Origin of the sequence: Bradyrhizobium sp. S3.3.6 (assembly GCF_040546905.1) — a bacterium.
Taxonomy (GTDB): Bacteria; Pseudomonadota; Alphaproteobacteria; order Rhizobiales; family Xanthobacteraceae; genus Bradyrhizobium; species Bradyrhizobium cytisi.
Map to the genome: position 1 here is coordinate 242,989 of NZ_JBEPOT010000004.1, position 18,954 is coordinate 261,942.

The 18,954-nt window shown below is 63.4% G+C and carries 31 protein-coding genes; all 31 read right to left on the reverse strand.

Annotated elements, in window-relative coordinates:
• Positions 1–61 precede the first annotated feature (61 nt).
• The gene (gene hisC / locus ABID59_RS13800; protein WP_354083746.1) at positions 62–1,120 is read right to left on the reverse strand and encodes a histidinol-phosphate transaminase; all 1,059 of its coding nucleotides are present in this window, start codon (positions 1,118–1,120) and stop codon (positions 62–64) included.
• Complete coding sequence (locus tag ABID59_RS13805) at positions 1,117–2,433, reverse strand: chloride channel protein (protein WP_354083747.1); 1,317 nt, start codon at positions 2,431–2,433, stop codon at positions 1,117–1,119. The genes hisC and ABID59_RS13805 overlap by 4 nt, the downstream gene beginning before the upstream one ends.
• A gap of 56 nt (positions 2,434–2,489) precedes the next feature.
• Positions 2,490–2,786, reverse strand: a complete 297-nt coding sequence (locus ABID59_RS13810; RefSeq protein WP_354083748.1) for a DUF1330 domain-containing protein — start codon at positions 2,784–2,786, stop codon at positions 2,490–2,492.
• 9 nt (positions 2,787–2,795) lie between these two features.
• Entirely contained in the window at positions 2,796–3,584 is a 789-nt protein-coding gene (locus ABID59_RS13815) for an SDR family NAD(P)-dependent oxidoreductase (RefSeq protein WP_354083749.1), read from the reverse strand.
• Positions 3,585–3,848: 264 nt separating this feature from the next.
• Positions 3,849–4,265, reverse strand: a complete 417-nt coding sequence (gene rplQ / locus ABID59_RS13820) for a 50S ribosomal protein L17 (RefSeq protein ID WP_148750348.1) — start codon at positions 4,263–4,265, stop codon at positions 3,849–3,851.
• A gap of 144 nt (positions 4,266–4,409) precedes the next feature.
• Positions 4,410–5,441 carry a DNA-directed RNA polymerase subunit alpha gene (locus ABID59_RS13825; RefSeq protein ID WP_148750347.1) on the reverse strand — a complete coding sequence of 344 codons (1,032 nt, stop codon included), beginning with the start codon at positions 5,439–5,441 and terminating at the stop codon, positions 4,410–4,412.
• 112 nt (positions 5,442–5,553) lie between these two features.
• Complete coding sequence (rpsK, locus tag ABID59_RS13830) at positions 5,554–5,943, reverse strand: 30S ribosomal protein S11 (protein ID WP_007603045.1); 390 nt, start codon at positions 5,941–5,943, stop codon at positions 5,554–5,556.
• A 131-nt stretch (positions 5,944–6,074) separates the two neighbouring features.
• Complete coding sequence (gene rpsM / locus ABID59_RS13835) at positions 6,075–6,443, reverse strand: 30S ribosomal protein S13 (RefSeq protein ID WP_148750346.1); 369 nt, start codon at positions 6,441–6,443, stop codon at positions 6,075–6,077.
• Between the two features lie 186 nt (positions 6,444–6,629).
• On the reverse strand, positions 6,630–7,508 hold the full coding sequence (locus ABID59_RS13840) for an adenylate kinase (RefSeq protein ID WP_354083750.1): 879 nt from the start codon (positions 7,506–7,508) through the stop codon (positions 6,630–6,632).
• 274 nt (positions 7,509–7,782) lie between these two features.
• Positions 7,783–9,114, reverse strand: coding sequence for a preprotein translocase subunit SecY (secY, locus tag ABID59_RS13845; protein ID WP_148750343.1), 1,332 nt, complete (start codon positions 9,112–9,114; stop codon positions 7,783–7,785).
• Between the two features lie 150 nt (positions 9,115–9,264).
• Complete coding sequence (gene rplO, locus ABID59_RS13850) at positions 9,265–9,750, reverse strand: 50S ribosomal protein L15 (RefSeq protein WP_354036648.1); 486 nt, start codon at positions 9,748–9,750, stop codon at positions 9,265–9,267.
• A 75-nt stretch (positions 9,751–9,825) separates the two neighbouring features.
• Positions 9,826–10,020, reverse strand: coding sequence for a 50S ribosomal protein L30 (gene rpmD, locus ABID59_RS13855; protein WP_148750341.1), 195 nt, complete (start codon positions 10,018–10,020; stop codon positions 9,826–9,828).
• A 25-nt stretch (positions 10,021–10,045) separates the two neighbouring features.
• The gene (gene rpsE / locus ABID59_RS13860) at positions 10,046–10,636 is read right to left on the reverse strand and encodes a 30S ribosomal protein S5 (protein WP_148750340.1); all 591 of its coding nucleotides are present in this window, start codon (positions 10,634–10,636) and stop codon (positions 10,046–10,048) included.
• Positions 10,637–10,680: 44 nt separating this feature from the next.
• Positions 10,681–11,043: a 50S ribosomal protein L18 gene (rplR, locus tag ABID59_RS13865; protein WP_027535305.1), complete on the reverse strand. Its 363-nt coding sequence runs from the start codon at positions 11,041–11,043 to the stop codon at positions 10,681–10,683.
• A gap of 11 nt (positions 11,044–11,054) precedes the next feature.
• Entirely contained in the window at positions 11,055–11,588 is a 534-nt protein-coding gene (gene rplF / locus ABID59_RS13870) for a 50S ribosomal protein L6 (RefSeq protein WP_148750339.1), read from the reverse strand.
• Positions 11,589–11,604: 16 nt separating this feature from the next.
• On the reverse strand, positions 11,605–12,003 hold the full coding sequence (rpsH, locus tag ABID59_RS13875) for a 30S ribosomal protein S8 (protein ID WP_027535303.1): 399 nt from the start codon (positions 12,001–12,003) through the stop codon (positions 11,605–11,607).
• A gap of 14 nt (positions 12,004–12,017) precedes the next feature.
• Positions 12,018–12,323: a 30S ribosomal protein S14 gene (gene rpsN, locus ABID59_RS13880; protein WP_057745473.1), complete on the reverse strand. Its 306-nt coding sequence runs from the start codon at positions 12,321–12,323 to the stop codon at positions 12,018–12,020.
• Between the two features lie 46 nt (positions 12,324–12,369).
• Entirely contained in the window at positions 12,370–12,927 is a 558-nt protein-coding gene (gene rplE / locus ABID59_RS13885) for a 50S ribosomal protein L5 (RefSeq protein WP_148750338.1), read from the reverse strand.
• A complete protein-coding gene (rplX, locus tag ABID59_RS13890; RefSeq protein WP_027535300.1) occupies positions 12,920–13,234 on the reverse strand; it encodes a 50S ribosomal protein L24 in 315 nt (104 codons plus the stop codon). Before rplX ends, rplE begins: the two co-directional genes overlap by 8 nt.
• Complete coding sequence (gene rplN / locus ABID59_RS13895; protein WP_027535299.1) at positions 13,234–13,602, reverse strand: 50S ribosomal protein L14; 369 nt, start codon at positions 13,600–13,602, stop codon at positions 13,234–13,236. The genes rplX and rplN overlap by 1 nt, the downstream gene beginning before the upstream one ends.
• 83 nt (positions 13,603–13,685) lie before the next feature.
• Positions 13,686–13,934: a 30S ribosomal protein S17 gene (gene rpsQ, locus ABID59_RS13900; protein WP_027535298.1), complete on the reverse strand. Its 249-nt coding sequence runs from the start codon at positions 13,932–13,934 to the stop codon at positions 13,686–13,688.
• A 13-nt stretch (positions 13,935–13,947) separates the two neighbouring features.
• The gene (gene rpmC / locus ABID59_RS13905) at positions 13,948–14,151 is read right to left on the reverse strand and encodes a 50S ribosomal protein L29 (protein WP_354083751.1); all 204 of its coding nucleotides are present in this window, start codon (positions 14,149–14,151) and stop codon (positions 13,948–13,950) included.
• A gap of 5 nt (positions 14,152–14,156) precedes the next feature.
• Positions 14,157–14,570, reverse strand: coding sequence for a 50S ribosomal protein L16 (gene rplP / locus ABID59_RS13910; RefSeq protein WP_148750337.1), 414 nt, complete (start codon positions 14,568–14,570; stop codon positions 14,157–14,159).
• A 32-nt stretch (positions 14,571–14,602) separates the two neighbouring features.
• A complete protein-coding gene (gene rpsC, locus ABID59_RS13915) occupies positions 14,603–15,328 on the reverse strand; it encodes a 30S ribosomal protein S3 (RefSeq protein WP_148750336.1) in 726 nt (241 codons plus the stop codon).
• Positions 15,329–15,346: 18 nt separating this feature from the next.
• Positions 15,347–15,736, reverse strand: coding sequence for a 50S ribosomal protein L22 (gene rplV / locus ABID59_RS13920; RefSeq protein ID WP_057745488.1), 390 nt, complete (start codon positions 15,734–15,736; stop codon positions 15,347–15,349).
• Positions 15,737–15,746: 10 nt separating this feature from the next.
• A complete protein-coding gene (rpsS, locus tag ABID59_RS13925; protein WP_008136357.1) occupies positions 15,747–16,025 on the reverse strand; it encodes a 30S ribosomal protein S19 in 279 nt (92 codons plus the stop codon).
• A 12-nt stretch (positions 16,026–16,037) separates the two neighbouring features.
• A complete protein-coding gene (gene rplB / locus ABID59_RS13930) occupies positions 16,038–16,871 on the reverse strand; it encodes a 50S ribosomal protein L2 (RefSeq protein WP_128951222.1) in 834 nt (277 codons plus the stop codon).
• A gap of 12 nt (positions 16,872–16,883) precedes the next feature.
• Positions 16,884–17,186: a 50S ribosomal protein L23 gene (locus ABID59_RS13935; protein WP_027535292.1), complete on the reverse strand. Its 303-nt coding sequence runs from the start codon at positions 17,184–17,186 to the stop codon at positions 16,884–16,886.
• Positions 17,183–17,803: a 50S ribosomal protein L4 gene (gene rplD, locus ABID59_RS13940; protein WP_011088150.1), complete on the reverse strand. Its 621-nt coding sequence runs from the start codon at positions 17,801–17,803 to the stop codon at positions 17,183–17,185. Before rplD ends, ABID59_RS13935 begins: the two co-directional genes overlap by 4 nt.
• Before the next feature lies 1 nt (position 17,804).
• A complete protein-coding gene (gene rplC / locus ABID59_RS13945; RefSeq protein WP_354083752.1) occupies positions 17,805–18,521 on the reverse strand; it encodes a 50S ribosomal protein L3 in 717 nt (238 codons plus the stop codon).
• 53 nt (positions 18,522–18,574) lie between these two features.
• A complete protein-coding gene (gene rpsJ, locus ABID59_RS13950) occupies positions 18,575–18,883 on the reverse strand; it encodes a 30S ribosomal protein S10 (RefSeq protein WP_002712302.1) in 309 nt (102 codons plus the stop codon).
• Positions 18,884–18,954: the final 71 nt, after the last annotated feature.

The window sequence follows — 18,954 nt, forward strand, 5'->3', positions numbered from 1 at the left end:
AACCACGACGTCGGTGCGTAGGGTGGGCAACAAGTCGCTTTGCCACCCTACGATTTCACGGTCAGGCCACTATCCGCGACAAGGCCGACAACAGCCGGTCGATCTGCTCATCCGTGCCGACGGTGATCCGCAAAAAATCCGAGATGCGGGGAGCTGTAAAGTGGCGAACGATCACCGCCCGCTCCCGCAGCGCTGCCGCGAGCACGGCACCCTCATGGGCGGGATGGCGCGCGAAGACGAAGTTGGCCAGGGACGGCAGCACCTCGAAGCCAGCTCGCTTCAGTCCGCGGGTCAGCCGCTCCCTGCCCTCGATCACGCGAACGCGGCCCTGCTGGAAATAGGCTTCGTCCTCCAGCGAGGCGATGGCGCCGGCCTGAGCGGGCCGGCCGAGCGGATAGGAATTGAAGCTGTCCTTCACGCGTGTCAGCCCATCGATCAGATCGGCATCGCCGATCGCATATCCCACCCGAAGCCCTGCCAGCGCGCGCGACTTGGACATGGTCTGCACGACCAGGAGATTCCGATGGGACGCAACCAGCGGAATCGCGGTCTCGGCGCCGAAATCGACATAGGCCTCGTCGACGACGACAGGCACATCCGGATGCTGCTCCAGCAGTGTCTCGATCTCGGCGCGAGGCAGCGCGATCCCCGTCGGCGCGTTCGGATTTGGGACGATGATCGCGCCGGCCGGCCGACGGTAATCTGCGATGCGGATCTGCATGGCCTGGTCGAGCGGCACGGTCTCGTAGGCGATGCCGAACAGCCGGCAGTAGACCGGGTAGAAACTGTAGGTGATCTCGGGAAACAGCAGCGGGGCATCATGCTTCAGCAGGGCGACGAAGGCATGGGCCAGCACCTCGTCCGAGCCGTTGCCGACGAACACCTGCTCGGGTCTCACACCATGATAGGTGGCCAGGGCGGCCCGCAGCGCGGTCGCCTGCGGGTCCGGATAAAGACGCAGGGTATCGGCTGCCGAGTCGCGGATCGCCTCCAGCGCACGCGGAGAGGGACCGAGCGGGTTTTCATTGGTGTTCAGCTTGACCAGGTCCGCGATGCGAGGCTGTTCGCCCGGCACGTAGGGCTTCAAATCATGCGTCAAGCTGCTCCAGAAACGGCTCATCTTGCTTCCCCCTCACGCGGACGCGTCGCCCGCACGACGAAGCCTTTGGCGAGCGCGTGATAGATACCCTCCTCGCAGATCATCCGCGAGACGAAATGCGCGATCAGCGCGGCCGCCATCAACGGCACGACCATGCCGTGATTGTCCGTCATCTCGGTCACGATCACGAAGGCGGTGATCGGCGCCTGCACGACGCCGGCGAAATACGAGACCATGCCGAGCAGCATGATCGCACCGAGCGGCGCGTCGTGGAACAACGCGGCGATATTGCTGCCGATCCCGGCGCCGACGGCGAGCGACGGCGAAAAGATGCCGCCCGGTATACCGCTGATCGCGGCAAAGGTGGTGGCCAGGAGCTTGAGAACCCCAAAGTCTCGCGGCAGCGGCGTGCCGTGATCCAGCGCCTCCCTCACCTGCACATAACCCGTGCCATAGATCGTGTCGCCCGACATCAGGCCGCAAATCGCGACAGCGAGGCCGCAAGCAAATGCAAACCAGAGCGGGTGGCCCTTGATCGCGCGTCCGAGCGGGTTCTTGAAACCGCGCGCCATGGCGATGACAACGCGGCTGAACAGGCCGCCCGCGAGGCCGCCGACCACGCCGCAAAGCGGAACGGCCAGCCAGTCGGCGCCACGCGCCAGCGACATCGCGCTGCTGCCGAAATAGGCGTAATTACCTGATAGAGCGAGCGACGTCAGGCCGGCCGCGATGACGGCTGCAATGATGAGGCTGGATGTACGGGTCTCAAAAGCGCGGCTCATCTCCTCGATGCCGAAGACGATTCCCGCAAGCGGCGTGTTGAAGGCCGCGGCCACGCCGGCGGCGGCACCCGCCAGAATCAGCCCGGGCTGGCGGCGTGGCGAGACCCGGCCGAGCGCGAACATGATGGAAGCGCCGACCTGAACGGTCGGCCCTTCCCGCCCCACGGAGCCGCCGCACAGGAGCCCGAACAGGGTGAGGATCATCTTGCCGATCGCGATCCGGATCGAGACCAGGCTCTCGCGCGCCGCCTGATCGGTCAGATGCCGCGCGGCGATCGCCTGCGGAATGCCGCTGCCCTGCGCGTTCGGGAATAGACGGATGGTCAGATAGGCCGATAGCATAAAGCCAAGCGGCGTCACCGCCAGTACGGCATAGCGCGACTTGGCCAGAAGGAGCACAAAGGCGTGCTGGGCGAGATCGGCAAGCTGCGCCAGCGCCACCGCCGCAGCGCCGACGGCGATCCCGCCAAGCAGAAAGATCGCCCGCCGCTGCCATCGCGCGGATGTCAGCCTGAACAGGCGTTTGTGGCGGGTCGAGAGGGGCCAGAGCATGTAACCCCGTTTTAGCCGGTCGCGCTCCGAATTGAAGCGGCAAGTGGGCAGACCAGCTAGGCCGGGATCACGCCCTCGACGAACAACAGTCGCCGCTCCAGCGCCGTCTGCCGCAGCTTCAGCGCCGCGGCATATTCCGGCGAGGCGTACCATTCGCGCGCGCGGGCCATCGAGGGAAACTCCACGATGATGATGGTCTTGGGCGGCGGGCCGCCCTCCAGCACTTCGGCCGGACCGCCGCGGACGAGATAGCACCCGCCATATTGCGCGATGGTTTGGGCCGCGAGCGTGCGATAGACCTCCATAGCAGCCTGATCGCGTACCTCCACCTCGGAGATCACATAGGCCGACACAGGCGGGCCTCACGCGATGGTGTTGACGATGCCGCCTTCCGCGCGCAGCGCCGCGCCATTGGTTGCGGATGCCTCCTTCGAGGCGACATAGACCACCATGTTGGCGATCTCGTCGACGCTGGCGAAGCGCTGGAGCAGCGAGCTCGGGCGATGCTGCTTGACGAAATTGGCCGCGGCTTCGTCGACCGACTGACCGTTCTGCTTGGCGAGATCCTTCACGAAGGTCGCGACGCCTTCCGACATGGTCGGACCCGGCAGCACGGAATTGACGGTGACGCCGGTGCCGCGGGTGAGCTGCGCGAGACCCCGCGCGACCGAGAGCTGCGCGGTCTTGGTCGTGCCGTAGTGGATCATCTCGACGGGAATGTTGAGCCCGGATTCCGAGGAGATGAAGACGATGCGGCCCCAGTTGCGCTTAAGCATTCCCTTCAGGTAAGCGCGCGACAGGCGAATGCCGCTCATGACGTTGACCTCGAAGAAGCGGCTCCAGTCCTCGTCCGGAATCTCGAAAAAGTCCTTTGGCTCGAAGATGCCGGCATTGTTGACGAGAATGTCGACCTCGGGCAGTGCCGCCACAAGCGCCTTGCAGCCCGAAGCGGTCGAGACGTCAGCGGCGATGCCGCGCACCTTGGCACCCGTCCCTTCCAGCTTGCGCACGGCCGCATCGACCTTGTCCTGGCCGCGCCCGTTGATCACCACGCTCGCGCCCGAGCCGGCGAGGCCCTTGGCGATGGCATGGCCGATGCCGGCGGTCGAGCCGGTCACGAGGGCGGTCTTTCCGGAAAGGTCGATGTTCATGCGTCGTCTCCGTTGATGTTGGAGCGGATATCGTGCGCTGCTCTGGCGGGTGCAATCGCCGCTCACCGATGCGTGAGGATCTATCGCCGCAAGGACGCGCTTGTAGGGTGGGCAATGCGTAGCGTGCCCACCATGTCAGCACGGCGTGCGGATGGAATGGTGGGCACGGCGCGCGAAGAGCGCACCTTTGCCCACCCTACCGCTCACGTCATAAAAAAGCGGCGCCCGAAGGCGCCGCTGTCTCGAAACTCAGTACCGGCCGGCTTACGCCGCCTCGGCTTCCTTCGCCTGCACCGGACCGGAGTCCTGGCCCTTGGCATCGACGTCGCGGTCGACGAACTCGATCACGGCCATCGGCGCGTTGTCGCCATAGCGGAAGCCCGCCTTGATGATGCGGGTATAGCCGCCCTGGCGATCCTTGTAGCGGGGCGCCAGCACGTCGAACAGCTTCCTGACCTGGTCCTTGTCGCGCATCTCGGAGATGGCCTGGCGGCGCAGCGACAGCCCGCCCTTCTTGCCGAGTGTGACGAGCTTCTCGACGATCGGACGAAGCTCCTTGGCCTTGGGCAGCGTGGTGACGATCTGCTCGTGCTTGATCAGCGCGGCGCACATGTTCGCGAACATCGCGCGGCGATGCTCGGCGGTGCGGTTGAGCTTCCGATGAACCTTGCCGTGACGCATATGTCTATTCCTTAACGTATGAACTGCCGCGACGGTTCGTCGGACATGTTGCTCAGGTGGGCTGCCTGCGTTCGCCCGTGGTGGTGAGTAGCGAATGGCGAGTAGCGAATTGTTTCCATTCGCAATTCGCCATTCCCTATTCGCCTAGTAGTGATCCTCGAAGCGCTTGGCGAGCTCGTCGATGTTCTCCGGCGGCCAGCCCGGCACTTCCATGCCGAGGTGCAGACCCATCTGGGCCAGCACTTCCTTGATCTCGTTCAGCGACTTGCGGCCGAAATTCGGGGTACGGAGCATCTCCGCTTCCGACTTCTGCACGAGGTCGCCGATGTAGACGATGTTGTCGTTCTTCAAGCAGTTGGCCGAACGCACCGACAGCTCGAGCTCGTCCACCTTCTTGAGGAAGGCCGGGTTGAAGGCGAGGTCCGGGATGATCTCCTGGGCGACTTCCTTGCGCGGCTCCTCGAAGTTGACGAACACGTTGAGCTGATCCTGCAGGATGCGGGCGGCGTAAGCCACCGAGTCATCCGGCGTCAGCGCGCCGTTGGTCTCGATCGTCATGGTCAGCTTGTCGTAGTCGAGGATCTGGCCCTCACGGGTATTCTCGACCTTGTAGGAGACCTTGCGGACCGGCGAGTACAGGCTGTCGACCGGAATCAGGCCGATCGGAGCATCCTCGGGACGGTTGCGCTCGGCGGGCACGTAGCCCTTGCCGGTGGCAACCGTGAACTCCATGCGGATCTCGGCGCCCTCGTCGAGCGTGCAGATCTGCAAGTCGGGATTGAGCACGACGACGTCGCCGACGGTCTGGATGTCACCGGCAGTGACAGCGCCCGGGCCCTGCTTCTTCACGACCATGCGCTTGGGGCCTTCGCCCTGCATCCTGATCGCGATATCCTTGATGTTCAGCACGATGTCGGTGACGTCCTCGCGGACGCCGGCGATCGAGGAGAACTCGTGCAGCACGCCGTCGATGTGCACCGACTGCACCGCCGCGCCCTGGAGCGAGGAGAGCAGGATGCGGCGCAGCGCGTTGCCGAGCGTCTGGCCGAAACCGCGCTCGAGCGGCTCGGCGACGATGGTCGCGAAACGGGAGGAATCGCTGCCGGGCTGAATCTGGAGCTTGTTCGGCCGAATCAGTTCTTGCCAATTTTTCTGGATCGTCACTGTTTCACCCATACAGGCCAGTCGATTTGAAAATTCAAATACTGGCGTTGGAGAAAGGCCGCAGATCAAACCCGCGGCTTCTTAAAAAAAGCATCGCGGGCGACGATGCGCCCGCAACTTCGTATCAGACGCGCCGACGCTTGCGCGGACGGCAGCCGTTGTGCGGGATCGTGGTCACGTCGCGGATCGAGGTGACGGTGAAGCCAGCAGCCTGCAGCGCGCGGAGCGCCGACTCACGGCCCGAACCGGGACCGGCGACTTCGACTTCCAGCGTGCGCATGCCGTGTTCCTGCGCCTTCTTCGACACGTCTTCGGCGGCAACCTGCGCGGCATACGGGGTCGACTTGCGCGAGCCCTTGAAGCCCATGGTGCCGGCGGAAGACCAGGCAATCGTGTTGCCCTGTGCGTCGGTGATGGTGATGGTCGTGTTGTTGAACGACGAGTTCACGTGCGCGACGCCGGAGGCGATGTTCTTGCGCTCACGACGACGAACGCGGGTGGCTTCCTTGCCCATAGACTACCTTTCCTGGAGATCTCAAACGCCGCCGTAATGCCAGCGGCTACACCTGTGGAGGCGAATGGTGAGTAGCGAATGGCGAATAGGGACCCTCCCCACTCGCCATTCGCCAAACCCTATTCGCCAGTTTACTTCTTCTTGCCGGCGATGGCCTTGGCCGGACCCTTGCGCGTACGCGCATTGGTGTGGGTCCGCTGACCGCGCACCGGCAGACCGCGACGATGACGCAGGCCGCGATAGCAGCCGAGGTCCATCAGACGCTTGATGTTGATGCCGACCTCACGACGCAGATCGCCCTCGACGAGATAGTCGCGGTCGATCACTTCGCGGATCTGGAGCACTTCAGCGTCGCTGAGCTGATTGACACGACGATCCGCGGGGATCTTCACCTTCTCCACGATCTCGCCAGCGATCTTCTCGCCGATGCCATGGATGTACTGAAGCGCGATCAGCACGCGCTTGTTGGTCGGAATGTTCACGCCGGCAATACGGGCCACGGCCTTCTCCTGTTGCCGATCCCTCGTCAGGAATCGGGCTTTAAGTGCTTGTGTTTCTCGGGCAGGTGTTCACAAACGCGAACACGACGCCCACCCCTAGTCTTCCTGGGGCCCGGCATCGTTTGAAACTATCCGACTTGGATGCGGGGCTTATTAAGGGATTCAGGGGGCTTTCGTCAACTGCCGCTAGCGTTTGGCTCGCTTTTTCGTGACCTTTTTTGGACTCTTCTTCGAACCTTTCTTGACGGCCTTTTTGGCGGCCTTTTTGACCGTTTTCTTGGCTGTCTTCTTGGCCGCCTTCTTGGCGCCCTTCACGGCCTTCTCGGCGGATTTAGCCGATTTGGCAGCCTTTTTGCCGGTTTTCGTCGGCTTTTGGGCTGCTTTCTTGGCTACCTTGGCCTTCTTCGCCCCCGTCTTGGCGGGTGCCGCCTTGGCCGCGCTGCGCGCATAGCTCTTGCCATGGGATTTGGGTTCGACCGCGCCGAGCGCCAGGAGCTGGCGGTGGATGGCGCGGGTGACCTCGTCGATGGCCATCATGCCGTCGATGGTGGAGAGCTTCCGACGCTCGGAATAGTAGTGAATCAGCGGTTCCGTCTGGCTGCGGTAGCTCGCTAACCGTTTGGTCAGCACCTCCGGGGTGTCGTCGACCCGGACCTCCTCCCCGCGCTCCCGCATCTGGGCGACGCGGGTCTCGACGCGGCTCAGCAGCGCGCTCTCGTTGACGCGGAGCTCGATCACCGCATCAAGCTTCATGTGCTTGTGCTTGAGAAGCTCGTCCAGCGCCTCGGCCTGCGGCACGGTGCGCGGGAAACCATCGAGGATGAAACCGTGCCTCGCGTCCGGCTGATCGATGCGGTCGGAGATTATTCCAACCACGACATCGTCGGGCACGAGCCCGCCGCTGGCCATGATCTCCTTGGCCTTCAGTCCGACAGGCGTTCCGGCTGCAACGGCTGCACGCAACATCTCACCGGTCGAGAGCTGGACGATGCCATAGCGCTGCACCAGCAGTTGCGCCTGGGTCCCCTTGCCCGATCCCGGCGGTCCCAGCAGGATAATTCTCATCGGCGTACGCCCCCCCGATTGGTGAGCGATACGTCGCGCACCTGTGTTTGAAGTTTGACAACAGTGCAAACCATAATCGGCGCCGCACCGCTACCCATATCATAGGGGAGCAAATGCCCGGACGCCAAGAACGCCTTTGAAATCAGTGATTGCGCTGCAGTGAGAGCAGCTCTGCCGATGCGACCGAATGACTGGCTGATCACCTCGGCGGGCGCCGCGCGTGACTCGCGCGGCGAATCGGCAGCACAGGCGTGCTGCCTCGAGAGGACGCGGCTTAGCGGCGGCGACCCCGGAGCTTCGACTTGCGGATCAGGCCCTCATACTGATGAGCCAGCAGATAGCCCTGCACCTGCGCAACCGTGTCCATGGTGACACTGACGACGATCAGCAGCGAGGTGCCGCCGAAGTAGAACGGCACCGAGGCGTAGGAGATCAGGATTTCCGGGATCAAGCAGACGATCGCCAGATAGATCGCACCGAGCACCGTGACGCGCGACAGCACATAGTCGATATATTCCGCGGTGCGCTCGCCCGGACGGATGCCCGGGATGAAGCCGCCATGCTTCTTCAGATTGTCCGCGGTCTCGGTCGGGTTGAACACGATAGCGGTGTAGAAGAAGGCGAAGAACACGATCAGCGCGAGATAGAGAATCAGGAACAGCGGACGGCCGTGGCCGAGCTGGGTCGTGATCCACTGGAACCATTCCGGCCCACTGCCCGCGTTGAAGTTCGCAACCGTGGTCGGCAGCAACAGCAGCGAGGACGCGAAGATCGGCGGGATCACGCCGGAGGTGTTGAGCTTGAGCGGCAGATGCGAGGACTGCCCCTCGAACATCTTGTTGCCGACCTGGCGCTTCGGATACTGGATCAGAAGCCGGCGCTGGGCGCGCTCCATGAACACGATGAAGGCGATCACGGCGACCGCCATCACGATCACGACCAGGATCAGGCCGGTCGACATCGCGCCCTGACGGCCGAGCTCGAGCATGTTGGCGAGCGCCGAGGGCAGTTCGGCGACGATGCCGGCGAGGATGATCAGCGAAATGCCGTTACCGATGCCGCGCGAGGTGATCTGCTCCCCCAGCCACATCAGGAACATGGTGCCACCGGTCAGCGTGATCGCGGTGGACAGACGGAAGAACATGCCGGGATCGCTGACGACATTGCCGGCACCCTCGAGGCCGACCGCAATGCCATAGGACTGGAACGCGGCCAGGATCACGGTCAGATAGCGGGTGTACTGGTTCAGCAGTTTGCGGCCGGACTCACCTTCCTTCTTCAGCGCCTCGAGCTGCGGCGAAACGGTGGTCAGAAGCTGGATGATGATCGAGGCCGAGATGTACGGCATGATGTTCAGCGCGAAGATCGCCATGCGGTGGATGCCGCCGCCGGCGAACATGTTGAACATGCCGAGGATGCCGCCGGCTTGCGACTTGAACACCTGCTCCCAGATGTTGGGATCGATGCCGGGCAGCGGGATGTAGGTCCCGAGCCGATAAACGAGCAGCGCACCCAGGGTGAACCAGATGCGCTTCTTCAGCTCGTCGGCCTTGGCAAACGCGCCGAAATTGAGGTTGGCTGCCAGTTGTTCCGCTGCTGAGGCCATATTGGACTTTCTCCCGCCGCCTTTTGCGCCGTCATACCCGCGGCCGGGCTATTTTAGCGGACGCCGGACATTATCTGGGGCTTCGGCTTCGATAAGTCCATCGTTCCGCATGCGCAAAGGCCCGCGAGGCGCAGGCCAATGACGCAGTTGTTACGCCGCCTCGCCCTCTTCCTTGGCAGGAGCCAGGATCTTCACCGAACCGCCGGCCTTCTCGACCGCTTCAATCGCGGTCTTCGAGGCGCCATGCACTTCGATGTTCAGCTTGGCCTTGAGCTCGCCGCGGCCGAGCAGCCGCAGGCCGCCCTTGGCGCGGCGCAGCACGCCGGCCTTCACCAGGGCCTCGACGTTCACGACGCTACCGGTGTCGAGCTTCTTGGCATCGACCGCATCCTGGAGCCGGTCGAGATTGATCTCGGCGTACTCGACGCGGAAGATGTTGTTGAAGCCGCGCTTGGGCAGACGGCGATGCATCGGCATCTGGCCGCCTTCGAAACCTTTGATGCGCACGCCCGAACGCGCGGTCTGGCCTTTGCCGCCGCGGCCGGACTGCTTGCCCTTGCCCGAACCGATGCCACGGCCGACGCGCATACGCTTCTTGCGCGAGCCGGCATTGTCGGCGATATCGCTGAGCTTCATCGCCCTGCTCCTTGTGTTTTGCGCATGATCTGGCCCGAAAACCGGTATCCACTTTTCGGGATCATGCGCGCAATTTTACTTCTCGTCGACGATGCGAACGAGATGGTGAACCTTTTCGATCATGCCGCGGATCGCCGGGGTATCCGGCAGTTCGCTGGTGCGGCCGATCTTGTTGAGCTTGAGCCCGATCAGCGTCGAACGCTGCGAGTGATGGCGGCGGATCGCGCTGCCGGTCTGCTCAACTTTGATCGTCTTTGCGGCCTTGGCCATCGTGGTCTACTCCGAAAAGCGTTCGTTAGTCCGCAGCCGCCTCGGCATCGCCGCCGACGCGACGACCCTGGAGGGTGGACACCTTGATGTTGCGGCGCGCCGCGACCGAACGCGGGCTGTCCTGGTGCTTCAGCGCATCGAAGGTCGCGCGAACCATGTTGTACGGGTTCGACGATCCGATCGACTTCGCCACCACGTCCTGGACGCCGAGCGTCTCGAACACGGCGCGCATCGGACCGCCGGCGATGATGCCGGTACCGGCCGGAGCAGCACGCAGATAGACACGGCCCGCGCCATGACGGCCGGCGATGTCGTGATGCAGCGTACGGCCCTCGCGCAGCGACACGCGGGTCAGGTTGCGCTTGGCGGATTCCGTTGCCTTGCGGATCGCCTCAGGCACTTCGCGCGCCTTGCCGTGACCGAAGCCGGCACGGCCCTTCTGGTCGCCGATCACGACCAGCGCGGCGAAACCGAAGCGCTTGCCGCCCTTGACGACCTTGGCCACGCGGTTGATGTGGACGAGCTTGTCGACGAACTCGCTGTCGCGCTCCTCGCGCTGCTGACGGTCACGTCCGCCGCGTTGATCGCGTCCACCACGTTGTTCGCGTTCTGCCATTTTTCCAATCCTTCAGAGGCTTACGCCTCAATCCTCAAATTCTGTTAGAAGCTCAGCCCACTCTCACGCGCAGCGTCGGCCAATGCCTTGACGCGCCCGTGGTAGAGATAGCTGCCGCGATCGAACACGACTTCCTTGACGCCCTTCTCGGCGGCGCGCTCGGCCAGCAACTTGCCGACCGCCTTCGCCGCATCGATGTCGGCGCCGGTCTTGCCGCCGTCGCGCATCGACTTCTCGAGCGACGAGGCAGAGGCCAGCGTCTCGCCCTTCAGGTCGTCGATGACCTGGGCATAGATGTGCTTGGACGAGCGGAACACCGACAGACGCGGGCGGCCAGCACCGGAGCGGCGCAGCTTCAGCCGCACACTCCGCTTGCGCCGGGCATTTGTAACCTTGGCTTTGGACATGACCGGCTCCGTTACTTCTTCTTGCCTTCCTTGCGGAAGATGAATTCGCCAACATACTTCACGCCCTTACCCTTGTAGGGCTCCGGCGGACGATAAGAGCGGATCTCGGCGGCGACCTGGCCGACGCGCTGGATGTCGCTGCCCGTCACCGTGATCTCGGTCGGCTTCGGCACGGTGATCGTGATCCCTTCCGGGATCGCATAGACCACGTCGTGGCTGTAACCGAGCGCGAGCTGCAGGTTCTTGCCCTGCATCGCGGCGCGATAACCGACGCCGGTGATTTCGAGCTTCTTCTCGAAGCCCTTGGTGACGCCTTCGACCAGATTCGCGACCTGGGCGCGAGCGGTGCCATACAAGGCGCGCGCGCGATTGGTCTCGACCCGCGGGTTCACCTTGATCTGGCCGCTCTCGAGCTTCACCTCGACGTCGTCATGGACGACGAACTGAAGCTGGCCCTTCGGCCCCTTCATCTTGACGGTCTGCCCGTCCACGGTCGCGGTCACACCGGACGGCACCGCAACAGGCCTTTTGCCAACACGTGACATGGATCAAAAATCCTTCTCAGAACACCGTGAAGAGGACTTCACCGCCCACGTTCGCTTCACGCGCACTGTGGTCGGCCATGATCCCCTTCGGCGTCGACAACACCGAAATACCGAGTCCGTTATTGACCCGCGGCAGGTTCTTCACCGAGGCGTAAACACGACGCCCGGGCTTGGAGACACGTTCGATCTCGCGGATGACGGGCTCGCCGTCGAAATACTTCAGCTCGATCTCGATCTCGCTGCGGCCCGAGGAGTGCTCGAGCGTGGCGTAACCGCGGATGTAGCCCTCGCTCTTGAGCACTTCGAGGACGTTCTCGCGCATCTTCGAGCCGGGCGTGGAGACCTTGCTCTTGGCACGCATCTGCGCGTTGCGGATGCGGGTGATCAGATCGCTGATTGGATCGTGCGTAGACATCTAAACGACCCTCCTTACCAGCTCGACTTCACGAGGCCCGGGACCATGCCCTTGGAGCCAAGGTCGCGCAGCGCGATACGGGACAGCTTGTTCTTGCGGTAGTTCGAGCGCGGGCGGCCCGACAGCTCGCAACGCAGACGGATGCGGGTGGCCGACGAATTGCGCGGCATTTCCGCCAGCTTCAGGGTCGCGGCGAACCGCTCTTCCATCGGCAGCGTCTTGTCGGCGATGATCGCCTTCAACCGCTCGCGCTTCGGGGCGGCGTTCTTCACCATCCGCTTGCGCCGGTTGTTCTTCTCGACTGAACTCTTCTTTGCCATGCTTGGCTCCTGGGTATCCGCGTTTGAGAGGCTTTAGGTCAGCGTCTCACTGCCGGAACGGGAAATTGAAAGCGGTCAACAAGGCCCTCGCCTCCTCGTCGGTCTTGGCCGTGGTGCAGACGGTGATGTCCATACCGCGGGCTTCCGAGACCTTGTCGAAGTCGATCTCGGGGAAAATGATGTGCTCCTTGATGCCGAGCGAGTAGTTGCCGCGACCGTCAAAGCTCTTCGGGTTCAGGCCGCGGAAGTCGCGGACGCGCGGCAGCGCGACCGTCACTAGGCGATCGATGAACTCGTACATGCGAGCCTTGCGCAGCGTGACCTTGCAGCCGATCGGCTGGTTCTCACGCAGCTTGAAGGTCGCGATCGCGATACGCGAGTAGGTCACGATCGCCTTCTGGCCGGCGATCTGGGTCAGCTCGGCAGCGGCGGTCTCGGCCTTCTTGCGGTCGTTGACGGAATCGCCAACGCCCATGTTCAGCACGATCTTGTCCAGACGCGGAACCTGCATCACGTTCTCATAACCGAACTTCTCGGTCATCTCCGTGCGGATCTTCGCATCGTATTCCGCGCGCAGGCGCGGCGTGTAAGCGGCCTCAGCCATCGATCTCAGCTCCCGAGCGCTTGGCGATGCGGACTTTCTTGCCGTCCGCCAGAATCTTGAATCCGACGCGGGTCGGCTTTCCATCCTTGCCGACATACGCGATGTTGGACAGTTGGACCGGCGCCTCTTTTGAGATGATGCCGCCCTCCTGGGCCTGCGTCTGCTTCTGGTGACGCTTGACCATGTTGATGCCGCGCACCAGCGCGGTGCCGGCGTCGGGACGCACCTCGAACACTTCGCCGGTGCGACCCTTGTCGCGGCCGGTCAGCATGACGACCTTGTCGCCCTTGCGGATCTTCGCAGCCATCACAGCACCTCCGGCGCGAGCGAGATGATCTTCATGTGGTTCTTGCCACGCAGCTCGCGCGGCACGGGCCCGAAGATGCGGGTGCCGATCGGCTCGGACTGGTTGTTGATCAGGACGGCGGCGTTGCGGTCGAAGCGGATGACCGAGCCGTCGGCGCGGCGGATGTCCTTGCGGACACGCACCACGACGGCCTTCATCACGTCGCCCTTCTTCACCTTGCCACGCGGAATCGCTTCCTTGATCGAGACGACAATGATGTCGCCGATCGTGGCGTAGCGGCGCTTCGAGCCCCCGAGCACCTTGATACACATGACACGGCGTGCGCCAGAATTATCGGCCACGTCGAGGTTGGTCTGCATCTGAATCATTGATGCACCTCGTCCTCTTCTCTTTGCGCCAGCCTAGCCGGCGCTCAACATTTCCCTGAAGTCAGTCGGCCAAGGCCAACAGATCAGGCGCTTTTCTTGTGCTCGCCCCGGATCACGATCCAGGACTTCAACTTCGAGATCGGCTTCGATTCCTCGATCCAAACCATATCGCCCGGCTTGAACTCGTTGTTCTCGTCGTGCGCGTGGTAGTTCTTCGAACGGCGGATCGTCTTCTTGTAGATCGGGTGCGTGAAGCGGCGATCGACGCGCACCACGACGGTCTTGGCAGTCTTGTCGCTGACGACCACGCCTTGCAAAGTACGTTTCGGCATATCCGTTAGCCCCTTACTTCTTCTTCGCGCGCTGCGCGGCGACGGTCTTGATCCGGGCGATGTCACGACGGGCCTCGCGCAGGCGCGAGGTGTTCTCGAGCTGCCCGGTGGCACGCTGGAAGCGCAGGTTGAAGCGCTCCTTCTTCAGGTTCAGGACGGCGTCGTCCTGCTGGTCGGGGCTCATCGCGCGGATGTCTTCGATCTTCATCTGGGCCATGGCCATTACTCCGCAATGCGCTCGACGAAGCGCGTCTTGATCGGCAGCTTGGCGGCCGCCAGCGTCAGCGCCTCACGCGCCGTCTGGGTGTTGACGCCGTCGATCTCGAACAGCACCCGGCCCGGCTTGACACGCGCGACCCACAATTCCGGCGCACCTTTGCCGGAGCCCATGCGGACTTCGGCGGGCTTCTTCGACACCGGAACGTCGGGGAACACCCGGATCCAGACCCGACCGGCACGCTTCATGTGGCGGGTCAGCGCGCGGCGGGCGGCTTCAATCTGACGCGCGGTGACGCGCTCAGGCTCGGTCGCCTTCAGGCCGAACTGGCCGAACGCCAACGTCGCGCCCGAAGTCGCAACGCCGTGAATGCGGCCCTTATGCGCCTTCCGGAACTTCGTTTTCTTAGGTTGCATCATGGCTTCAAGCCCTCAAATTCTCTGTGCTGGCGTCAGGCCGCAGCGTGGTCACGGCGCTGACGGCCGCCACGATCACCACCGCCGCCCGTCTCGCCTTCGGCCATTCTCTTGTCCTGGGCCATCGGATCGTGCTCGAGGATCTCGCCCTTGAAGATCCAGACCTTGACGCCGCAGGTGCCGAAGGTCGTGAACGCGGTCGCAACGCCGTAGTCGATGTCGGCACGCAGCGTGTGCAGCGGCACGCGACCTTCGCGGTACCACTCCATGCGCGCGATTTCCGCACCGCCCAGACGACCCGAGCAGTTGATGCGGATGCCCTCCGCGCCGAGACGCATCGCCGACTGAACGGCGCGCTTCATGGCGCGGCGGAACGCCACGCGGCGCTCGAGCTGCTGCGCGATCGACTCGGCCACCAGCGTCGCATCGAGCTCCGGCTTGCGGATTTCGACGATGTTGATGACGACGTCGGACGAGGTGATGTCCGCGACCTTCTTGCGAAGCTTGTCGATGTCGGCGCCCTTCTTGCCGATCACCACGCCCGGACGGGCCGAGTGAATGGTGACGCGGCACTTCTTGTGCGGACGCTCGATCACAATGCGGGCGACGGCCGCCTGCTTGAGCTCCTTGTGCAGGATCTCGCGGATCTTGACGTCCTCGTGCAGCAGCTTGCCGTATTCCTGCTTGCCGGCGAACCAGCGGGAATCCCAGGTCCGGTTGATGCCGAGACGCAGACCGATCGGATTGATCTTTTGACCCATCGTTTTCTCCTGCGACCCTTAAGCCGCTGCTGCTTCGGCTTCGACCTGACGAACAATGATCGTCAGCTGCGAAAATGGTTTGTAGACACGGCCCGAGCGGCCACGGCCGCGGGCTGCAAAGCGCTTCATCACGAGGCCGTTGCCGACGAAGGCCTGCGCCACGACGAGATCGTCGACGTCGAGGTCGTGGTTATTCTCGGCATTGGCGATAGCCGATTCCAGGCACTTCTTCACGTCAACCGCGATCCGCTTGCGCGAAAACTGCAGGTCGGCGAGCGCAGCGGAAGCCTTCCGGCCGCGAATGAGCTGGGCGACCAGGTTGAGCTTCTGCGGGCTCACCCGCAGCATCCGGGCGACCGCCTTGGCCTCGTTCTCGGCGAGGCTCCGTTCGCGCTTAGGTTTGCTCATCGTTTAATCCTCAAGCCTTCTTGGCTTTCTTGTCGCCCGAGTGGCCATGGAAGGTCCGGGTCGGCGAAAACTCACCAAACTTGTGACCGACCATTTCCTCGTTGACGGCCACCGGCACGTGCTTCTGGCCGTTGTAGACGCCGAAGGTCAGGCCGACGAACTGCGGCAGGATCGTCGAGCGACGGCTCCAGATCTTGATGACGTCGTGACGGCCGGACGCGCGCGCGGCATCTGCCTTCTTGAGCAGAGAACCCTCGACGAACGGGCCTTTCCAGACTGAACGAACCATGTCCGGCGTTCCTTACTTCTTCCGCTTGTGGCGGCTTAGGAGAATGAATTTGTTGGTCGACTTGTTGCTGCGGGTCTTCTTGCCCTTGGTCGGCTTGCCCCACGGGGTGACCGGGTGGCGGCCGCCCGAGGTCCGACCTTCACCACCGCCGTGCGGATGGTCGATCGGGTTCATCGAAACGCCGCGGTTATGCGGCTTGCGGCCCAGCCAACGGTTGCGGCCGGCCTTGCCGATCGAGGTGTTCATGTGATCCGGGTTCGACACCGCGCCGATCGTGCCGCGGCAACGGCCGTGCACGAGACGCTGCTCGCCCGAGTTCAGGCGGATGATGACGTAATCCTGGTCGCGGCCGACGAGCTGGGCGTAGGTGCCGGCGGAACGGGCGAGCTGGCCGCCCTTGCCGATCTTGACCTCGATGTTGTGGATGATCGTCCCGACCGGCATGTTGCCGAGCGGCATGACGTTGCCCGGCTTCACGTCGACATAGTTGCCGGCCACCACGGAATCGCCGACCGCCAGGCGCTGCGGCGCCAGGATATAGGCCTGGGTGCCGTCTTCGTACTTGACCAGCGCGATGAACGCGGTGCGGTTCGGATCGTATTCCAGCCGCTCGACAGTCGCGGGCGCATCGACCTTGTCGCGCTTGAAGTCGACGATGCGCAGCGTCTGCTTGTGACCGCCGCCACGGAAGCGCACGGTGATGCGACCGGTGTTGTTGCGACCGCCCGAGGAGTGCTTGCCTTCGGTGAGCGCCTTGACCGGCTTGCCCTTGTAGAGGGCTGAACGATCGACCATGACCAGCTGGCGCTGGCCCGGTGTCGTGGGATTGAATTTCTTCAGTGCCATCGTCGTGCGACCTTACAGACCGGTGGTCACGTCGATCCGATGACCCTCTTCGAGGGTCACGATCGCGCGCTTGGTGTTCGACTGCGAGCCGAGATTGCCGCGGAAGACCTTGGTCTTGCCCTTGCGGACCAGCGTGTTGACGCTCTTGACCTTGACGTCAAATAGCTTCTCGATCGCTTCCTTGATCTGCGGCTTGGTCGCCTTGGCGGCCACCTTGAACAGGACCTTGTTGTGCTCGGACGCCAGCGTCGCCTTTTCGGTGACGACCGGGGCGACGATCACGTCGTAATGGCGAGCCTCGATGTTCTTCGTCATTTGAAGCGCGCCTCCAGCGCATCGATGGCGGCCTTGGTCAGAACAAGCTTCTGACGGCGCAGGATGTCATAGACGTTGATGCCCTGGATCGGCAGCACGTCCATGTTCGGAATGTTGCGGGCCGCAGCGGCAAAGCCGTTGTTGAGCTCGGCGCCGTCGATGATCAGCGCGTTGGTGAGGCCCAGACCCGAGAAGTGACCGAGCAGCGCCTTGGTCTTGGCGGCTTCCAGCGCGGCCTTGTCGATCACGAGGAGATCGCCGTCCTTGGCCTTGGCCGAGAGCGCATGCTTGAGGGCGAGCGCACGGACCTTCTTCGGCAGGTCGGTGGCATGCGAACGCACCACCGGACCGAAGGCACGACCGCCGCCGCGGAACTGCGGCACGCGGGCCGAGCCGTGACGAGCACCGCCGGTGCCCTTCTGCTTGTACATCTTCTTGCCGGTGCGCCAGATCTCGGCGCGGCCCTTGGCCTTGTGGGTACCGGCCTGGCGCTTGTTGAGCTGCCACTGCACGCAACGCGCAATGATGTCCTGGCGCGGCTCGAGGCCGAAAATGGCGTCGGAGAGCTGGACGGAGCCCGCTTCCTTGCCCTCGAGGGTGGTGACCTTCAATTCCATCTCACGCACCCTCTTGCTGGGCCGAGGCTTCCGCTTCGCCGCCCGCAACCTTGAACTTGCCAGGCTTCGGAGCTTCCTTCGGCAACGGCTTCTTGACGGCGTCGCGCACGCGGATCCAGCCGCCCTTGGAGCCGGGAACGGCACCTTCGACGAGGATCAAGCCACGCTCGACGTCGAGCTGAACGACCCGGAGGTTGAGCGTAGTGATGCGGTCGACACCCATGTGGCCGGGCATCTTCTTGTTCTTCCAGGTCTTGCCGGGGTCCTGACGACCGCCGGTCGAACCGATCGAGCGATGCGAAACCGACACGCCGTGGGTGGCGCGCAGACCGCCGAAGTTCCAGCGCTTCATGCCGCCGGCAAAACCCTTACCGACCGAGGTGCCGGTAACATCGACGAACTGGCCGACGACGAAGTGGTCGGCGAGGATCTCGGCTCCAACCGGGATCATGGCATCCGCGGAGACGCGGAACTCCTCGACCTGACGCTTCGGCTCGACCTTGGCGACCGCGAACTGGCCGCGCTCTGCCTTGGGCAGATACAAGGTCTTGCGGCTGCCCGACCCGAGCTGGAGGGCGACGTAGCCGTTCTTCTCTTCAGTGCGGTGGGCTACGACTTGGCAATTGCCGAGCTTCAGCACGGTCACGGGGATATGTTCGCCGGTCTCTGTAAAGACCCGCGTCATCCCGACCTTTTGTGCGATCACTCCGGAGCGCATCGGCGTGCTTCCTGTTCTTTCTGTCCGCTAGTGGCGAACGTGATCCAAAAATCTTAGAGCTTGATCTCGACGTCGACACCGGCGGCCAGGTCGAGCTTCATCAAAGCATCGACGGTCTGCGGGGTCGGATCGACGATGTCGAGCAGGCGCTTGTGGGTGCGCATCTCGAACTGTTCACGGCTCTTCTTGTCGACGTGGGGCGAACGGTTGACGGTGAACTTCTCGATGCGGGTGGGCAGCGGAATGGGTCCGCGGACCTGCGCACCGGTGCGCTTCGCCGTGTTCACGATCTCGCGGGTCGACGTATCGAGGATACGATGGTCGAACGCCTTGAGACGGATACGAATATTTTGGCCGTTCATTGCCGTGTCTTTCTTGGGTGAGTGGCGAGTAGCGAATAGCAGGTGGTTCTGGCCCACTCGCTACTCGCCAT

What these genes read in the sequence shown, in the direction of transcription:
- hisC (WP_354083746.1), bottom strand. Translation starts at nt 1,120, where the DNA reads ATGAGCCGTTTCTGGAGCAGCTTGACGCATGATTTGAAGCCCTACGTG.
- ABID59_RS13805 (WP_354083747.1), bottom strand. Translation starts at nt 2,433, where the DNA reads ATGCTCTGGCCCCTCTCGACCCGCCACAAACGCCTGTTCAGGCTGACA.
- ABID59_RS13815 (WP_354083749.1), bottom strand. Translation starts at nt 3,584, where the DNA reads ATGAACATCGACCTTTCCGGAAAGACCGCCCTCGTGACCGGCTCGACC.
- rplQ (WP_148750348.1), bottom strand. Translation starts at nt 4,265, where the DNA reads ATGCGTCACGGCAAGGTTCATCGGAAGCTCAACCGCACCGCCGAGCAT.
- ABID59_RS13825 (WP_148750347.1), bottom strand. Translation starts at nt 5,441, where the DNA reads ATGGGTGAAACAGTGACGATCCAGAAAAATTGGCAAGAACTGATTCGG.
- rpsK (WP_007603045.1), bottom strand. Translation starts at nt 5,943, where the DNA reads ATGGGCAAGGAAGCCACCCGCGTTCGTCGTCGTGAGCGCAAGAACATC.
- ABID59_RS13840 (WP_354083750.1), bottom strand. Translation starts at nt 7,508, where the DNA reads ATGAGAATTATCCTGCTGGGACCGCCGGGATCGGGCAAGGGGACCCAG.
- secY (WP_148750343.1), bottom strand. Translation starts at nt 9,114, where the DNA reads ATGGCCTCAGCAGCGGAACAACTGGCAGCCAACCTCAATTTCGGCGCG.
- rplO (WP_354036648.1), bottom strand. Translation starts at nt 9,750, where the DNA reads ATGAAGCTCAGCGATATCGCCGACAATGCCGGCTCGCGCAAGAAGCGT.
- rpmD (WP_148750341.1), bottom strand. Translation starts at nt 10,020, where the DNA reads ATGGCCAAGGCCGCAAAGACGATCAAAGTTGAGCAGACCGGCAGCGCG.
- rpsE (WP_148750340.1), bottom strand. Translation starts at nt 10,636, where the DNA reads ATGGCAGAACGCGAACAACGTGGTGGACGCGATCAACGCGGCGGACGT.
- rplR (WP_027535305.1), bottom strand. Translation starts at nt 11,043, where the DNA reads ATGTCCAAAGCCAAGGTTACAAATGCCCGGCGCAAGCGGAGTGTGCGG.
- rplF (WP_148750339.1), bottom strand. Translation starts at nt 11,588, where the DNA reads ATGTCACGTGTTGGCAAAAGGCCTGTTGCGGTGCCGTCCGGTGTGACC.
- rpsH (WP_027535303.1), bottom strand. Translation starts at nt 12,003, where the DNA reads ATGTCTACGCACGATCCAATCAGCGATCTGATCACCCGCATCCGCAAC.
- rpsN (WP_057745473.1), bottom strand. Translation starts at nt 12,323, where the DNA reads ATGGCAAAGAAGAGTTCAGTCGAGAAGAACAACCGGCGCAAGCGGATG.
- rplE (WP_148750338.1), bottom strand. Translation starts at nt 12,927, where the DNA reads ATGGCTGAGGCCGCTTACACGCCGCGCCTGCGCGCGGAATACGATGCG.
- rplX (WP_027535300.1), bottom strand. Translation starts at nt 13,234, where the DNA reads ATGGCTGCGAAGATCCGCAAGGGCGACAAGGTCGTCATGCTGACCGGC.
- rplN (WP_027535299.1), bottom strand. Translation starts at nt 13,602, where the DNA reads ATGATTCAGATGCAGACCAACCTCGACGTGGCCGATAATTCTGGCGCA.
- rpsQ (WP_027535298.1), bottom strand. Translation starts at nt 13,934, where the DNA reads ATGCCGAAACGTACTTTGCAAGGCGTGGTCGTCAGCGACAAGACTGCC.
- rpmC (WP_354083751.1), bottom strand. Translation starts at nt 14,151, where the DNA reads ATGGCCCAGATGAAGATCGAAGACATCCGCGCGATGAGCCCCGACCAG.
- rplP (WP_148750337.1), bottom strand. Translation starts at nt 14,570, where the DNA reads ATGATGCAACCTAAGAAAACGAAGTTCCGGAAGGCGCATAAGGGCCGC.
- rpsC (WP_148750336.1), bottom strand. Translation starts at nt 15,328, where the DNA reads ATGGGTCAAAAGATCAATCCGATCGGTCTGCGTCTCGGCATCAACCGG.
- rplV (WP_057745488.1), bottom strand. Translation starts at nt 15,736, where the DNA reads ATGAGCAAACCTAAGCGCGAACGGAGCCTCGCCGAGAACGAGGCCAAG.
- rpsS (WP_008136357.1), bottom strand. Translation starts at nt 16,025, where the DNA reads ATGGTTCGTTCAGTCTGGAAAGGCCCGTTCGTCGAGGGTTCTCTGCTC.
- rplB (WP_128951222.1), bottom strand. Translation starts at nt 16,871, where the DNA reads ATGGCACTGAAGAAATTCAATCCCACGACACCGGGCCAGCGCCAGCTG.
- ABID59_RS13935 (WP_027535292.1), bottom strand. Translation starts at nt 17,186, where the DNA reads ATGACGAAGAACATCGAGGCTCGCCATTACGACGTGATCGTCGCCCCG.
- rplD (WP_011088150.1), bottom strand. Translation starts at nt 17,803, where the DNA reads ATGGAATTGAAGGTCACCACCCTCGAGGGCAAGGAAGCGGGCTCCGTC.
- rplC (WP_354083752.1), bottom strand. Translation starts at nt 18,521, where the DNA reads ATGCGCTCCGGAGTGATCGCACAAAAGGTCGGGATGACGCGGGTCTTT.
- rpsJ (WP_002712302.1), bottom strand. Translation starts at nt 18,883, where the DNA reads ATGAACGGCCAAAATATTCGTATCCGTCTCAAGGCGTTCGACCATCGT.